19 protein-coding genes are annotated in these 15,427 nt (G+C 42.5%); 11 read left to right on the top strand and 8 right to left on the bottom strand.

Annotation, left to right across the window (positions count from 1 at the left end):
- Positions 1-51 precede the first annotated feature (51 nt).
- The 4 genes from dynA to exnP all read left to right on the top strand — a co-directional run bounded on the left by dynA (position 52) and on the right by exnP (position 5,167).
- Positions 52-3,633: a dynamin GTPase gene (gene dynA / locus NYE22_RS10395; protein ID WP_342412520.1), complete on the top strand. Its 3,582-nt coding sequence runs from the start codon at positions 52-54 to the stop codon at positions 3,631-3,633.
- Between the two features lie 64 nt (positions 3,634-3,697).
- Complete coding sequence (locus NYE22_RS10400) at positions 3,698-3,955, top strand: YpbS family protein (protein WP_003230757.1); 258 nt, start codon at positions 3,698-3,700, stop codon at positions 3,953-3,955.
- Between the two features lie 74 nt (positions 3,956-4,029).
- Complete coding sequence (locus NYE22_RS10405; RefSeq protein WP_003230761.1) at positions 4,030-4,176, top strand: hypothetical protein; 147 nt, start codon at positions 4,030-4,032, stop codon at positions 4,174-4,176.
- A gap of 100 nt (positions 4,177-4,276) precedes the next feature.
- A complete protein-coding gene (gene exnP / locus NYE22_RS10410; RefSeq protein ID WP_003230763.1) occupies positions 4,277-5,167 on the top strand; it encodes a 5'-3' exonuclease ExnP in 891 nt (296 codons plus the stop codon).
- A gap of 7 nt (positions 5,168-5,174) precedes the next feature.
- On the opposite strand, the gene sspL is transcribed toward exnP, so the two are convergent.
- The 3 genes from sspL to NYE22_RS10425 are packed head-to-tail and all read right to left on the bottom strand — an operon-like array spanning position 5,175 to position 6,432.
- Positions 5,175-5,303, bottom strand: coding sequence for a small, acid-soluble spore protein L (sspL, locus tag NYE22_RS10415; RefSeq protein WP_003218255.1), 129 nt, complete (start codon positions 5,301-5,303; stop codon positions 5,175-5,177).
- Positions 5,304-5,344: 41 nt separating this feature from the next.
- A complete protein-coding gene (locus tag NYE22_RS10420; RefSeq protein ID WP_015251853.1) occupies positions 5,345-5,743 on the bottom strand; it encodes a reverse transcriptase-like protein in 399 nt (132 codons plus the stop codon).
- Positions 5,743-6,432 (bottom strand): queuosine precursor transporter, encoded by a 690-nt coding sequence (locus tag NYE22_RS10425; RefSeq protein ID WP_014477139.1) that lies wholly within the window; start codon positions 6,430-6,432, stop codon positions 5,743-5,745. Before NYE22_RS10425 ends, NYE22_RS10420 begins: the two co-directional genes overlap by 1 nt.
- A gap of 82 nt (positions 6,433-6,514) precedes the next feature.
- On the opposite strand from NYE22_RS10425, the gene NYE22_RS10430 reads away from it, so the two are divergent.
- Both NYE22_RS10430 and NYE22_RS10435 read left to right on the top strand, forming a co-directional pair.
- Entirely contained in the window at positions 6,515-7,195 is a 681-nt protein-coding gene (locus NYE22_RS10430) for a ribonuclease H family protein (RefSeq protein ID WP_021481511.1), read from the top strand.
- Positions 7,188-7,370, top strand: coding sequence for a zinc-finger domain-containing protein (locus NYE22_RS10435; RefSeq protein WP_004399003.1), 183 nt, complete (start codon positions 7,188-7,190; stop codon positions 7,368-7,370). Before NYE22_RS10430 ends, NYE22_RS10435 begins: the two co-directional genes overlap by 8 nt.
- A gap of 27 nt (positions 7,371-7,397) precedes the next feature.
- Here the strand turns inward: NYE22_RS10435 and NYE22_RS10440 are convergent, their stop codons facing one another.
- On the bottom strand, positions 7,398-7,667 hold the full coding sequence (locus NYE22_RS10440; protein WP_021481510.1) for a DUF2564 family protein: 270 nt from the start codon (positions 7,665-7,667) through the stop codon (positions 7,398-7,400).
- Positions 7,668-7,822: 155 nt separating this feature from the next.
- Between NYE22_RS10440 and degR the strand changes: the two genes are divergently transcribed.
- Positions 7,823-8,005 carry a transcriptional regulator DegR gene (gene degR / locus NYE22_RS10445; protein ID WP_003230774.1) on the top strand — a complete coding sequence of 61 codons (183 nt, stop codon included), beginning with the start codon at positions 7,823-7,825 and terminating at the stop codon, positions 8,003-8,005.
- A gap of 51 nt (positions 8,006-8,056) precedes the next feature.
- Here the strand turns inward: degR and cspD are convergent, their stop codons facing one another.
- The 4 genes from cspD to metA form a co-directional block, all read right to left on the bottom strand.
- On the bottom strand, positions 8,057-8,257 hold the full coding sequence (cspD, locus tag NYE22_RS10450) for a cold-shock protein CspD (RefSeq protein ID WP_003153604.1): 201 nt from the start codon (positions 8,255-8,257) through the stop codon (positions 8,057-8,059).
- A 15-nt stretch (positions 8,258-8,272) separates the two neighbouring features.
- Positions 8,273-8,419 carry a hypothetical protein gene (locus tag NYE22_RS10455; protein WP_120028300.1) on the bottom strand — a complete coding sequence of 49 codons (147 nt, stop codon included), beginning with the start codon at positions 8,417-8,419 and terminating at the stop codon, positions 8,273-8,275.
- Positions 8,420-8,499: 80 nt separating this feature from the next.
- The gene (locus NYE22_RS10460) at positions 8,500-9,648 is read right to left on the bottom strand and encodes a diglucosyl diacylglycerol synthase (RefSeq protein WP_003246153.1); all 1,149 of its coding nucleotides are present in this window, start codon (positions 9,646-9,648) and stop codon (positions 8,500-8,502) included.
- A gap of 230 nt (positions 9,649-9,878) precedes the next feature.
- Entirely contained in the window at positions 9,879-10,784 is a 906-nt protein-coding gene (gene metA / locus NYE22_RS10465) for a homoserine O-succinyltransferase (RefSeq protein ID WP_021481508.1), read from the bottom strand.
- Positions 10,785-11,127: 343 nt separating this feature from the next.
- Here metA and NYE22_RS10470 point away from each other — a divergent pair, with 343 nt between their 5' ends.
- The 4 genes from NYE22_RS10470 to ilvD all read left to right on the top strand — a co-directional run bounded on the left by NYE22_RS10470 (position 11,128) and on the right by ilvD (position 15,401).
- Positions 11,128-11,610, top strand: coding sequence for a glutathione peroxidase (locus NYE22_RS10470; RefSeq protein WP_015251858.1), 483 nt, complete (start codon positions 11,128-11,130; stop codon positions 11,608-11,610).
- Positions 11,611-11,625: 15 nt separating this feature from the next.
- Positions 11,626-12,243, top strand: coding sequence for an Mn(2+)-dependent (deoxy)ribonucleoside pyrophosphohydrolase (gene hdhQ / locus NYE22_RS10475; RefSeq protein WP_101502400.1), 618 nt, complete (start codon positions 11,626-11,628; stop codon positions 12,241-12,243).
- A 59-nt stretch (positions 12,244-12,302) separates the two neighbouring features.
- The gene (locus tag NYE22_RS10480; RefSeq protein ID WP_101502399.1) at positions 12,303-13,436 is read left to right on the top strand and encodes a conserved virulence factor C family protein; all 1,134 of its coding nucleotides are present in this window, start codon (positions 12,303-12,305) and stop codon (positions 13,434-13,436) included.
- 288 nt (positions 13,437-13,724) lie between these two features.
- Positions 13,725-15,401: a dihydroxy-acid dehydratase gene (ilvD, locus tag NYE22_RS10485; protein WP_009967560.1), complete on the top strand. Its 1,677-nt coding sequence runs from the start codon at positions 13,725-13,727 to the stop codon at positions 15,399-15,401.
- The last annotated feature ends 26 nt before the right edge of the window (positions 15,402-15,427 follow it).

Consider the following 15,427-nt stretch of genomic DNA (forward strand, 5'->3'; position numbering starts at 1 on the left):
GATCTTTCGAAAAAGGTTCACAATTGAAACGGCACAAAGGGGTTCAGACTTATGACAGATCAAAACAGAAAAGAGCTTTTGCATAAAACCGGGGAACTTTATAAGCAATTTATTGAGAATCAAGATGAACAAAGGGCTGCTAAACTGGCTGCGGTCATGAAAAAAGCGGCTGATGAAGAGGTTTATATCGCGTTTACCGGGCATTATTCAGCGGGGAAATCGTCACTGCTGAACTGCCTGTTAATGGAGAATATTTTGCCGACAAGCCCGATTCCGACAAGCGCTAACCTTGTTGTGATCAGAAACGGGGAAAAGCGAGTTCGGCTTCATACAACAGACGGAGCGTGTGCTGAGCTGGAAGGGCCTTACCAGAAAGACAAGGTGCAGCAATATTGTAAAGACGGGGAACAGATTGAAATCGTCGAAATTTTTGACAGATATACTGAGATCGATTCCGGGGTTGCGTATATTGATACTCCAGGGATAGATTCAACAGATGATGCGCATTTTCTATCGGCTGCTTCTATTCTTCACCAAGCGGATGCGCTGTTTTACGTCGTTCACTATAATCACGTGCACTCTGAGGAAAATGTAAAGTTTCTCAGATCAATAAAAGAAAGCATTCCGAATGTGTATTTTATCGTCAATCAAATTGACCGCCATGATGAGACGGAGACGAAATTTGGAGACTATCAAGCGCAGGTAGAGGAGATGCTTTGCAATGAAGGGATTTCAAAGGAAGCGCTCTATTTTACGTCAGTAACAGAACCGGACCACCCGTTCAATCAGATGGGGGCCCTGAGAGAAGAGTTAAGAAGAATAGAACAGCAATCAAAAAGCAATATGCAGGCTTTAACCGTTCAAAAAGTCCGTAACCTGCTAAAGGAACATACGGAAATGCTGAAGAAAGACGAAACAGGCGCTCCGAGTTTCGCTGAACAGCTTAATATCCAAACTGGACTGGTCCAATCGCTGCGTGATCAATTGGATGAGGCCGAAAAACAAACGACTGAGGCAGAGAAGAGGATGCAGGAAGAAATCAATCGTATTTTAAAAAACGCCAACCTGACGCCTTTTGAAATGCGTGAATTGGCGGCTGCATTTTTAGAATCACAAGAGCCTTCCTTTAAAACCGGCTTTTTCTTTTCTAAAGCGAAAACTGCACAGGAAAGAGATAAAAGGCGGAATGCTTTTTTCTCTGATGTGGCAAAACGAACAGAGGCCGAAGCGGATTGGCATATGATAGACACGCTTCATAAACTCGCCAAGGCATTTGATGTCTATACCGCTGAAAGTGAAAAGCTGATTCAGGCCTATCGCACACCGCTTGATATAAGCATCATTGAACGCGCGGTCAAGCATGGTGCAGCCTTTTCTTCTGAATATGTATTGCAATATACAAAAGATTTGGCAGAGCTCATCCGGAAAGAGGCGAAAAGAGAAGCCGCAGACATCATAAAGGTGCTCTCCGCTATGGTGAAAGAGCGTGTTTCCAAAGACGTGCAAACGATTAACGACCGGCTCGTCCAAGAATCAGAAAAACTTGTCTTTCTTCAAGAACAGGCGCGTTTAGAGAATAATGCCCGAGAGAAAACCGATCGCCTGTGGGCCATTTGGGAAGAAGAGTCCGCATGCCCAATGCATATAGACACAGAATGGTTTAAATCGAAGAAAACAAGAGTGGCGGCTCCAGAGCAGAAACAAGGCCGAAGCCAGCTGACGGCGCAGCCGATGCCGAAATCAGAAATCAAAATGGAACAAGAAATGCCGCTTCAAGACCAAATCAAACGCTTTTACACTTTGTCTGACCTTTTAGGCGAATGCAGCATGTTGTTAAAGCAAACTTCAGCGTTTCGTGAAAGGGTGAAAAGGCTTGAGGAACGGAAATTTACACTCGCTCTTTTTGGAGGCTTCAGCTCGGGGAAATCATCATTTGCCAATGCGCTTGTCGGCGAAAGAGTGCTGCCATCCTCACCAACGCCAACCACAGCGACAATTAACAAGATCACAATGCCAATCAATGGCAACTTAAACAAAACAGCGGATGTAGTGTTTAAGACAGAGGATGACATAACGGCTGAAATTTTGCAGCTCACCGGAATACCAAAGGAACCGGCAGGCCGTTCCTTCACAGAGAAGTGGGAAAAGGCAGTCAAAAAAAACAGGCTGCAGGAAGAACACGTGAAATTGATCAGCAATTTCCTGCTTGCATATGAGAAGTATCAGCAGTATATACAGGAACAGAAGAAATTAACGATTCCGCTATCTGAATTAAAGCCGTATGTAGCAGAGGAAACAACGGCCTGTGCTGTGAAAGAGGTAACGGTCTACTATACATGCCCGCTCACTGAAAAAGGGATTACGATCGTTGATACACCCGGCGCGAGCAGCATGAATAAACGGCATACAGAACTGGCATTCCAATATATCAAAGATGCTGATGCATTTTTTTATATGACTTATTATCAGCACTCTTTTTCAAAAGGAGACCGTTCATTTTTGCGAAAGCTTGGACTTGTGAAAGAATCGCTCAGCATGGATAAAATGTTTTTTATTATTAATGCTGCAGACCTTGCAAAAGATAAAACAGAACTCGAAACAGTGACCGATTATGTCAGCGCAGAGCTTGTAAAAGAAGGGGTTTATGAACCGCAGCTCTTTACTGTATCAAGTAAGGAGGAACTGGTGGGAAAACCGGAGTCATTTTACAATCAGTTCTCAAAAGTAAGAAAACACTTAGACCGGTTTATCGAAGTGGATGTAAAAAAAGCGTCAGCAGCGCAGCTCAGTTCGGAGGCAGACAAACTATGCGAAACCGTTTTTCAGCTTCACCAATCCCGGCATCAGTCCCGAGAAGAGAAGGAAGCGCAGAAACAGCGCCTTATGCTGTCATTTGAGCGGACAGCGGCCGATATCGAGAAACGGCGGAACTCAGAAACCATCATTGAAAAAGTAAAAAAAGATACAAGAGAGCAGCTATATCACATTACACAGCGATTATCATATTTTGCAAATGATTTATTAAAATCGGCATTTCATCCCGGGCTGCAAAACGGGGATTGGAAAAAGAACGTCAGTAAGGCGATGACAACAGCCTTACATGAATATCAATTTGAATATATTCAGGAAATCAAAACGCTTGATGTTCGTATGAGCGGTTTCATCGAACGGCATATCAATGAAGAATGGCTGGATCAATTTCAAAAAACATTAAATGAGGACGGCTATTTTTCCGTTTATGCGGGTGATCAGCATTCAAACGGCATACAGTTGAAGGAAGTTGAACCAGAAATAGAAGAACGTGCTTTCGAGCAGGAACTAAAAGAGGTCAAATCACCGAAGCAGTTTTTTGAGCAGAAAGGAAAATCGGCCTTTATCGAAGCTGTACGGATGAAACTTACGAAAATCACAGAGGCATGGATAAAAAATGAAGAAGAAAGCCTGATTTCTCATTACACAGCTCACCTCAGACGCTTACAGGAAGATATGGGCGAAAAAGCAATCGCGCAAATAACGGATCAAAAAGAGACATATTTAAGAGGATATGCGGAAGGGGAACATGCGAAAGAGATTGAAATAGCGTACCAGGCGTGCATCTCCTGGAAAAATTCAGACAATACAATAAAAATGTAAAATTCAGTTGGCTTGTATTTCAAGTCATGATAGACTAAATAGAAAAAAGCGAGATGAACGATTAATGTCAGAGGTACATAAAGCAATTTCAGCACATTCATCAAAACAGCACGAGCATATCAAAGCATTTATGCGTCTTGAAAATATGCGTGAATTGGCGATTGAAGAAGCTGTTGCGAAATGCAGAAACGATGAACCTTATACTACAGATGCAATTAATGAAATTACCGAGCAAATGAATCAGCTCGCTAAAAAAGGCATCGTCCCGACAAGACGGCTTGTATCAAAAGAAATGGTCAGAGAATACGTAAGCCGCATGTAAGCTGGATGATCCTGTCGCGAGTGAACCTCCTGTAGGAAGCATATACTATATGCATCCGACGTAAGGGGGGATTCATGTTGGGCAGAACAAAGCTCGGAAACAGAAATGCACAGGCGAATAACAATGCCAAAAAGAAAAACGGATTTCAAACCCATTTTGACTCTTACGCAGGACGCGAAGCTGAAAAACTGATCGCCAGCAACAAAAGACACAACGATTGATAAATATCCAAACAGTATCTCTAATTAAAGAGATACTGTTTTTTATTTTTGGGCTGCTTTATGATAAAATAGAAGGAATGAAAGAAAAGGGAGTTATTTGATGAATAATAATAAACTATTGCTGGTTGACGGCATGGCTCTTTTATTCCGGGCTTTTTTTGCCACGGCCGTACATCGCAACTTTATGATAAATGACAGCGGGGTGCCGACGAACGGCGTCAACGGCTTTTTAAAGCATTTGATTACGGCTGTGGAAACATTCCAGCCGACACACGTCGTCTGCTGCTGGGACATGGGGAGCAAAACGTACCGAAATGACTTGTTCCAAGATTATAAGGCCAACCGCAGCGCGCCGCCTGTGGAGCTGATTCCGCAGTTTGATTTGGCAAAGGAAGCAGCCGCAGAGCTTGGAATCATGAATATTGGCTTTGCCGGCTATGAAGCGGATGACTGTATCGGTACTCTTGCCGATTTATTTGCGAATGAAGCGGACATTACGGTCGTAACAGGAGACAGAGATTTACTTCAGCTTTTAACGGATAAAGTAAGCGTTGCTTTGCTTCAAAAAGGAATCGGAAATTATAAAGTCTATACAAAAGAGACTTTTTATGAAGAAACAGGCGTAATGCCGAAGGCTTTGATTGATATTAAAGCGCTTATGGGAGATTCCAGTGATAACTATCCCGGAGTCAAAGGGATTGGAGAAAAAACAGCCTACAAACTGATTCGTGAATACGAAACGATTGACCGTTTATTGGAAAATCTTTCTCTTCTTCCAAAAGGACAGCAGGGAAAAATTCAGCAAGGTTTAAGCGATTTGGAGATGTCGAGGAAGCTTGCGGAAATTCATTGCTCAGTGCCGCTGGCCTGCACACTGAAAGACGCTTTATTTACTTTGCAAATGGAGCAGGCGGCTGACATGCTTCGCCGCCACCAAATCAAAGGAATTGAGCGTATGCTTGAAAAGCTGAACGCTAGAGAGATCGTTTAGATCTTCTCTAGCGTTTTGTATTGCTTTTTTTTGCTCTCTCCTCAAGCTCTGTTTTAGGGTCATTATGTGTATTGCCTTCCAGGTCGCCTTGCGGAGTAACACCGCCGGTCAGCCGGCCTTTATCTTTCTTTTTCATGTTAGTTCACCTCGCCATTAGGATGAACCAATCATCAAGATTTAATTCTTTTCATTCAGCCGAATCGCTTCTTTTGCCAGAAGATCGGCTTTTTGGTTTTGCTTGCCCGGTATCCATTTGATGAAAAAAAGAGGGAATGCCGCTTTTAATCGGATGATTTCTTCTACGAACGGTTGAAACGTTTTATTTTTAACCATTTCAAGCTCAGTGGCGCGTTCCACAATATCTGAATCGGTTCGAAAGGAAACCGATTGATACCCGCGCGTTGCACATAGCTTCATCCCTTCAATTAATGCAAGAAATTCCGCTTCCTGATTTGTATGCACTCCGATTGGAATAGAGAAGGATTCTGCTGTTCCCTCATGTTTGATAAAAATGCCGATACCCGAAGGCCCGGGATTACCAGCGCTTGCGCCGTCTACGTATATTTCTGTAGGCATTATGAACTCCTTTCATCTTTAGGTATCATTTTTTTGGCTGCATAAGCATAAGGCAATGAAATCAAAGATACCGCAAACTTAATCAAATATGTAGAAATAAAAATATGAAGCCACACGCCTGCCGGATAAATGCCGAGAAAGGCGACTGCAGTGAATATGAATGTATCAAACAGCTGGCTGACTGCTGTACTGCCGCCGTTTCTGAGCCATAAAAGCCGATCAGAAGGAAATATCCTTCTAATTGCCGAATATACATAAACATCCAGCGTTTGGCTGAAGATAAAGGCAAGCAGACTTCCTAACGCAACTCGCGGAAGGAATCCGAAGATCGTTTCCAGCGCTGTTTGTGATATGTCGCTGGAAGCCGGTTCGAAAAGCAGCACGCCCTGCATGACAAATGTCAGCGTCAGGAGCGTTGAGAATCCGAGCCATACCGCTTTTCTGGCTTCAGCTGGTCCGTATTTTTCATTCAGCACATCTGTCGCAAAAAAGATTGTGCCATACATCACATTCCCGAGTGTCGCTGTTAAGCCAAACAGTTCAACTGTTTTGACGACTTGGAGGTTGGCGCAGACTGTCGCAAAACCGATCCAAACAAACAGTCCCATTTTGCCAAATCCTTTATAAAATAAAAGAACAATGATAAAATGAATGATCGCAAAAAAGATCCAAAACGAATTATTAAACAAGATGAAAAAGCTTCCTTTCCGGGGTAAGATTGGTTTGATTATAGCATAAGCCCGGCAACTAATGAATGGTAAGGTGATTGTAATGAAGCTCAGACCGCATTTGAAAATAGAAGCAAAAGGAACGGGATCCGTCTCATTTTTTAGCGAAGACTGGCTGACAGCACAGCAGGCACGTATGCTCGCCAGAGAACTTGGCCGTTTTCCATACATGAAAGAGCTAGAGTTCGAAGACGAGAAAGGAGGCAGCTGGACGCTGAAGGAATTGGAAAAGCTGACAGAGGAGCTTGCTCAAGAGCCTGATGACATTACTGTTTATTTTGACGGCAGTTTCGATAAGGAGAGCGAACTGGCCGGTCTCGGGATCGTCATCTATTATTCATTGGGAGGAATCCGGCATCGTTTGAGAAAAAATAAAAGCTTCCGGCTGAAAACCAATAATGAAGCTGAATACGCAGCGCTTTATGAAGCAATAAGAGAAGTAAGAGAGCTTGGGGCAAGCAGAAATTCAATTACAATCAAAGGGGACTCGCTTGTTGTGCTGAATCAGCTTGACGGCAGCTGGCCTTGTTATGATCCATCTCATAATGAATGGCTGGACAAAATAGAAGCACTCCTTGAATCGCTGAAGCTTACTCCAACCTACGAAACAATACAACGAAAAGACAATCAGGAAGCTGACGGCCTCGCTAAAAAAATTCTATCCCATCAATTCGTAGAAAGCCACACGAAATTAGACCGTAACGGAGATGACGATATTGGATAAGAAAATGATCTTTAAAGAACTGACAGAACTGCACGATGAATATTGCAAGGACTGTTTTATTAAGAAGCAGTTTCGCAAAGAATTTGGCAAAACTTATGCGCATTCATTTTGTATCAATAAATGTACGGTTGGTGAAAAGCTGAAACAATACGGAGATGTCTTAACCAATCACTAAAAATAAAAACCGCAGAAGCTGCGGTTTTTATTCTTTGAATTCATCCAGCTGATGCTCGCTGTCATCTAGCAGCTGCTGTTGCTGCTTTACAAATTCAGGATCATCGAGAGCTGCCAGCTCTTCAGATTGTGACAGTTCTCTAGCATCCTCAATGGCTTGGTATGCAGAGTCAACTAATGTTTTGCTTTGGCCTCTCGTCGCAGCTCCTGTTGTTTTCTGCGCTGTTTCCACCGCTAGTTCCAGCTGCCGCTTATCCGTAAAGCCAGTCTGATCCTCTTTATGAAATTCTGAAGTCACCAAAAACACCTCCGCCATTATTTTGCAGAGTTTTTTTGAAATTTATGTACCAAAATAGAAAAGAAAATAAAAATAAGCCGATATAACTATTGAACCAGAATAAATAGGGCTGTTTTACTATTTGAGGTATCTTGATAGAGAAGGGGAACGCAGCTATGGATGATAAAGACTTGAAGTTGATCCTTCACAAAACATTTATAGAAATATACAGTGATTTAGAAGAACTGGCGGATATCGCGAAAAAAGGAAAACCGTCAATGGAAAAGTATGTTGAAGAGATTGAACAGAGGTGCAAACAAAACATTTTGGCGATTGAAATCCAGATGAAAATCAAATAGGAGAGGCGAATGCCTCTCCTCTATTTGTCATCTCATCATCATGTATTGAGTTTAGAGTTTTACAACATTAGAAGCTTGAGGTCCACGATTACCTTCGACAATTTCAAAAGAAACTTCTTGTCCTTCTTCTAATGATTTGTATCCTTCTCCTTCGATAGCTGTGAAGTGAACAAATACATCGTCTCCGCCTTCAACTTCAATGAAGCCGAATCCTTTTTCGTTGTTGAACCATTTTACTTTACCGTTTTGCATATTGCTTAATTCCTCCTAGTACTGTAGCACCCATGTGCTAAAAAAAATTTTGTCATCATTTAACTTTGATTCATTGTTAAATGATGGTTCAACTATACACCATCTGGGAGCACCCGTCAAGTTGCGAAACGGCTTATTTTTCAAAAGAAGGGCAAGTTCCATAAAAAAATGTAACCGCTTTTATTGATGGCTGAATATAAATAAAAAGAGCACACGATTTTCGTATGCTCTCAAGTACGCCATTACGATAGCACTTTGGCTTTTTGTTTGGCAGTCATCATTTCTGATTCCTTCAGGATATCCTCTAAAATCACTTCAGAGGAGTTTGCTAAATGAAGGTCCTTAATGTTTTTCTTCATGCGATGCAAGGTATCTTCATCTGCAAGAAGGGAAGTGACTGATTCGAGAATCTCTTCATGACGGTTCACAACGATGGCAGCTCCGCGGTCTTCAAAGAAGTTTGCATTTTCTTTTTCCTGGCCAGGCACGGGTTTGTACAGAATGACAGGCACTCCAATGGCTGTGGCTTCTGTCAAAGTAATGCCGCCGGGCTTGGTAATCATGCAATCTGTGATCCGAAATAGCTCATCAATGCGCTCCACATAGCCCAGAACTTTTAATTTGTCACCATTTTCCGCCTCAAGCGCACTCAAAGATTCTTTTAAAGCCGTATTTTTCCCGCACACGACAACCACTTGCACTTGGTCATCCTTGACAAGGTTTTCGCACAGCTCTTTTACGTTCTTTAATACACCGTGGGCACCTGCCATGATCAGAAGCACTTTTTTGTTTGGTGAAAGATTGTACTTTTTATATATCGGGCCAACCGGCATGGATTCTTCAAATTGCGGCCTGATTGGAATTCCTGTGATTTTTACATTGCTTGGATGAGTGCCGATCTCCAGCAGTTTTTCCTTCACGTAATCTGTCGCCACATAATATTTATCCACGTTTTCGTGAACCCAAATTTTATGAAGACAAAAATCAGTCATAACGTTGAAGGTAGGAATGACTCTTCCAGTTCGGCGTCTGTATTCCGGCACGACGATCATCGGAAATGTATTAATAATAATATCGGGCTGATGTTCATCGACAAGTTCGCCCAATCTTTTATTACCCATTTTAAAGTAAATATTGAATTTACGTTTATTATAGATTTTGTCAACTCCGTAATAAAACAAACGATAAAACTGTTTCCCGATTGAGAAGCTTTTTAAATAAAGGTATTGAGTTACCTCTGAAACAATCGGATTTGACTCTTGGTACAAATTAGAAACTGTTACATGCTGAAAGCCGAGCCGTACACATTGTTCATAAAGTGTTTTGGCTACCTGCACATGTCCATTTCCGTAATTTGCAGTCAAAATTAATACTCTTTTATTGGTATTCAAGTAAATTCACCTCAATGTAATCAACAACAAGCAAGCTTCATGCATCGTAAGGAGTTATTGTCTATACATAAACATAACACAAATACATAATCGAATTATTAATGCAGTGAAAAAGTTAAGCTAATTTTAAATGATTTGGATTCCAGTATTTTAAATTTTTGTTATACGCAGACTGAATCAGATGTATTTTATCATATTTTTTGCTCAGCGTATCACTAAAAAAAGAAAAATTAGTCCCATTCATAAGGAGTTTCTTGGTAAACGTAATAATTCAGCCAATTCATAAACAATAATGTGGCATGCGCTTTCCAGCGATTCACTGGCTCGTTGCTGCCTTTTGCAAAATAATGTTTAGGCTCTTCGACAGTAGAAAGGTTTCGTTCCAAATCTCTTTCATACTCTTGAAGAAGCGTATTTGTATCATATTCAGGGTGCCCTGTCAAAAAGACTTGTTTTTCGTCTTTTGACACAATTAAGCAAACCCCGGCTTCCTTTGATGCGGTAAGAATGTTTAAATCGGGCACTGCTTGAAGCTGTTCCATATTTATATCTGTATGCCGGGAATGCGGCACGTAGTATAGCTCGTCAAAACCTCTTACCAATCTTTCGTGTTTTGAAAGAACGGTATGTTCGAACACACCGAAGATTTTTTTCGGCATTTGAATTTTTTCCACACCGTAATGGTAGTACAAACCTGCTTGAGCACCCCAGCAAATATGCAAGGTTGAAGTGACATTTGTTTTGCTCCACTCCATGATTTCCTTGAGCTCTTCCCAATATGAAACATCTTCAAACGCCAAATGCTCGATCGGCGCACCGGTGATAATCATGCCGTCAAACCTCTTGTGACGGATATTGGAAAAAGTCGTGTAAAATTCGTCAAGGTGTTCTCTCGCAGTATTTTTCGGCGTGTGTGTGCTTGGGATTAAAAATGTGAAATGAACCTGTAAAGGCGAATTTCCAAGCAATCTGAGAAGCTGAGTCTCTGTTTGGATTTTTTTCGGCATCAAATTTAATATAATAATTTTTTGCGGCCGGATATCCTGATGAAATGCTCTGCTTTCATCCATTACAAATATATGTTCACTTTCAAGCACCTGTTTTGCCGGCAGGTGTGTTGGTATATTAATAGGCAACGTGCCACCTCCATTATTTCCCCGTTTAATTTTCTTCATTATAGGAATTTTCACGCCAATTTTCAATCTATCTATGCGTGTTGAGGGGGAAACAACAGAAAACTCTTTAAATAAAACGCACTGACACGCCTTTTGGTTTCACAGTAAAATGATTTTCCATGATGTCAGAGGGAATTGTAATGTTTTATAGAATGATTAAGATAAAAAATGAGCCATATGAATTGATAATGAACGGACGCTCATATCGTTAGGTTTCTTATGAGTTCTTAATTGATGTTTACATTTTGAATTGCGATTTAAAAAAGGTAAAATAATCAGCACTAGGGACATAGGAGGGACTTACATGTCTATTTATCATATGAAGGTACGTACAATCACAGGGAAAGACATGACACTTCAGCCTTTCGCGGGAAAGGTACTGATGATCGTGAATACAGCAAGTAAGTGCGGTTTTACTCCCCAATTAAAGCAGCTGCAGGAATTATATGATACATATCAGCAGGAGGGGCTGGAGATCTTAGGGTTCCCCTGCAATCAATTCATGAACCAAGAGCCTGGTGAAGAGGCTGACATACAGGAATTTTGTGAAACAAATTACGGTGTTACATTTCCTATGTTTTCAAAAGTGGATGTAAACGGGAAAAACGCCCACCCGCTGTTTGTGTATTTGACAGAACATGCGAAAGGGATGCTGGGAACTAAGGCGATCAAGTGGAATTTCACGAAATTTATAGTGGATAGAAATGGAGAAATCGTTGGCCGTTATTCACCAAATACAAATCCGAAAGAGCTGGAAAACGATATCGTGAAGCTATTAGAGCAATAAAAAGAGGGTGTTTTTGTGAAGGAATTGAAGCAGGCAGAGCAAATCAGGACATGGGTTCAATCTATCCTGACTGACGAAAGCTCTGGACATGACTGGCATCATGTATCAAGAGTAGCAGATCTTGCAGCGTATATTGGAGAAAAGGAAAAAGCGGATTTGTTCATTGTTGAAACAGCGGCTTTGGTTCATGATTTAATTGATATGAAGCTGCCTGACACGGTCAGGCTTTCTGTGAGCGAAGTATATGATCAGCTCGTTTTTTTCGGAGTAGGAAAAGAGAATGCTGACAGGGTGATTCATAATATAACAAGGATGTCCTTTCGGGACAGGGGGAAATTGGCGAAGGAGCCGCTCTCAATTGAAGGAAAAGCCGTACAGGATGCTGACAGACTTGATGCGATTGGTGCTGTCGGCATTGCGAGAGCTTTCATGTTTGCGGGCGCAAAAGGGCATGGCCTTTATGGAGATGAGCAAAGCGCCTACGCTCATTTTTTTCATAAGCTGCTGCGGCTGAAAGATATGATGAATACAGACACTGCACGGGAACTGGCAGAAGAAAGACACAATTTTATGCTTCAGTTTGTCCGCCAATTAGAAAAAGAAATACCCGGGATTGATGCCAAAACGTCGTAATAGAAGGCTTGGAGCGACTATGATAGAATAAGTCACAGATATGCTATAGGAGGACGATCATGAAGATAAAATCAATTGAACCTACACCAAGCCCGAATACAATGAAAGTCATCTTAACGGAAGAGCTTCCGGCGGGCAAAAGCAATAACTATAAACCTGAGCAAGCAGAAGGCGCACCGCCTGTTATAGCGGAAATTCTTAAAATAGATGGAGTTAAAGGGGTATATCACGTCGCAGATTTTCTTGCTGTTGAACGGAATGCAAGATACGACTGGAAAGACATATTACCGCAAGTCCGCACTGCATTTGGGATGGAAAGTGCTGAAGGCGGAGAAGAAAATCGTTCTGATCAAGAATCTTTTGGAGAGGTAAAAGTTTTTGTGCAGATGTTCAGCGGCATTCCTATGCAAGTTAAATTAACCGATGGAGAGCGGGAAGAACGCTTCGGCTTACCTGAACGCTTTCAGCAGGCGATCTTAAAACTTAGATCTGAAGCTTCCAATGTTGTGTTTGAGCGGGCTTGGAAAGAACAAGGTGTCAGATTCGGTGACTTTGATGAAATCGGCCATGATGTGACAGAAGAGCTTCAGGCGGCATACAGTGATGAACGGCTGAAACGACTGACTGAAGCAGCCGCTCAAGGAAAGGGCGAAGCAAAACAAGCTGTACAGCGCAAAGCGTATAAAGTAACGCTTGACATGCTGGATGATGAGGACTGGAAAAAGCGTTATGCACACTTGGAACAGATGGATCCGAAAGAAGAGGATATCCCGGTTTTACAGAAGGCATTGGATGATCCAAAGGTGTCCATCAGAAGACAGGCTGTTGTGTACTTAGGGATGATTGAAACACCTGATGTTCTTCCTCTATTGTATAAAGCACTTGAGGACAAAGCTGTATCAGTCAGAAGAACGGCCGGAGACTGCCTGTCTGATATCGGCGATCCTCAAGCCATTCCCGCTATGATCAAGTCGTTAAGCGACTCCAGCAAGCTTGTTCGCTGGCGTGCGGCCATGTTCCTGTATGAAGTCGGGGATGAAAGTGCAATTGAAGCTTTGCGCGCTGCCGAAGATGACCCCGAATTTGAGGTCAGCCTTCAAGTCAAAATGGCGCTTGAACGTATTGAGCATGGAGAAGAAGCAAAAGGTTCTGTTTGGAAACAAATGACGGAAAGCAGAAAAAAAGGCGAATAGAAATAAAAAAGGTGCAGATCATGCACCTTTTTTATGTGAATTCACTTTTTATAAAAATTATTTCGAATATTGTTGAAAAATATCCGAAAACTATTTATAGTAAGTAACAATATTAATAGTTGGAGGGTTCAAATCGAAAGAAAGCTATATAAATATAAAAACACGAAAGAACAAAACAAGGTGAGGGCGGCCTGTATTTATCTTATTTGCAAAAACAGCCCATAAATAAACTGAAAATTGTCAAAATAAAATCCAATCAAACAATTGAAAGAATTTAGGAGGATCACCATGGCAGAATTACGCAGTAATATGATCACACAAGGAATCGATAGAGCTCCGCACCGCAGTTTGCTTCGTGCAGCAGGAGTAAAAGAAGAGGATTTCGGCAAGCCGTTTATTGCGGTGTGTAATTCATACATTGATATCGTTCCCGGTCATGTTCACTTGCAGGAGTTTGGGAAAATCGTAAAAGAAGCAATCAGAGAAGCGGGGGGCGTTCCGTTTGAATTTAATACCATTGGGGTAGATGATGGCATCGCAATGGGGCATATCGGTATGAGATATTCGCTGCCAAGCCGTGAAATTATCGCAGACTCTGTGGAAACGGTTGTATCCGCACATTGGTTTGACGGAATGGTCTGTATTCCGAACTGCGACAAAATCACACCGGGAATGCTTATGGCGGCAATGCGCATCAACATTCCGACGATTTTTGTCAGCGGCGGACCGATGGCGGCAGGAAGAACAAGTGACGGGCGAAAAATCTCCCTTTCCTCAGTATTCGAAGGGGTAGGCGCCTACCAAGCAGGGAAAATCAACGAAAACGAGCTTCAAGAACTAGAGCAGTTCGGATGCCCAACGTGCGGGTCTTGCTCAGGCATGTTTACGGCGAACTCAATGAACTGTCTGTCAGAAGCACTTGGTCTTGCCTTGCCGGGTAATGGAACTATTCTGGCGACATCTCCGGAACGCAAAGAGTTTGTGAGAAAATCGGCTGCGCAATTAATGGAAACGATTCGCAAAGATATCAAACCGCGTGATATCGTTACAGTAAAAGCGATTGATAACGCGTTTGCACTCGATATGGCGCTCGGAGGTTCTACAAATACCGTTCTTCATACGCTTGCCCTTGCAAACGAAGCCGGCGTTGAATACTCTTTAGAACGCATTAACGAAGTCGCTGAGCGCGTGCCGCACTTGGCCAAGCTGGCTCCTGCATCGGATGTGTTTATTGAAGATCTTCATGAAGCGGGCGGCGTGTCAGCGGCTCTGAATGAGCTTTCCAAGAAAGAAGGAGCGCTTCATTTAGATGCGCTGACTGTTACAGGAAAAACTCTTGGAGAAACCATTGCCGGACATGAAGTAAAGGATTATGACGTCATTCATCCGCTGGATCAACCATTCACTGAAAAGGGTGGCCTTGCTGTTTTATTCGGTAATCTAGCTCCGGACGGCGCTATCATTAAAACAGGCGGCGTACAGAATGGGATTACAAGACACGAAGGGCCGGCTGTCGTATTCGATTCTCAGGACGAGGCGCTTGACGGCATTATCAACCGAAAAGTAAAAGAAGGCGACGTTGTCATCATTAGATACGAAGGGCCAAAAGGCGGACCTGGCATGCCGGAAATGCTGGCGCCAACATCCCAAATCGTTGGAATGGGACTCGGACCAAAAGTGGCATTGATTACGGACGGACGTTTTTCCGGAGCCTCCCGTGGCCTCTCAATCGGCCACGTATCACCTGAGGCCGCTGAGGGCGGGCCGCTTGCCTTTGTTGAAAACGGAGACCATATTATCGTTGATATCGAAAAACGCATCTTGGATGTACAAGTGCCAGAAGAAGAGTGGGAAAAACGAAAAGCGAACTGGAAAGGTTTTGAACCGAAAGTGAAAACCGGCTACCTGGCACGTTATTCTAAACTTGTGACAAGTGCCAACACCGGCGGTATTATGAAAATCTAGATAGCTGGGGACACTTTCTTTTATTT

The sequence above is a fragment of the Bacillus sp. FSL K6-1560 genome, from assembly GCF_038592935.1.
Lineage (GTDB): Bacteria > Bacillota > Bacilli > Bacillales > Bacillaceae > Bacillus > Bacillus subtilis.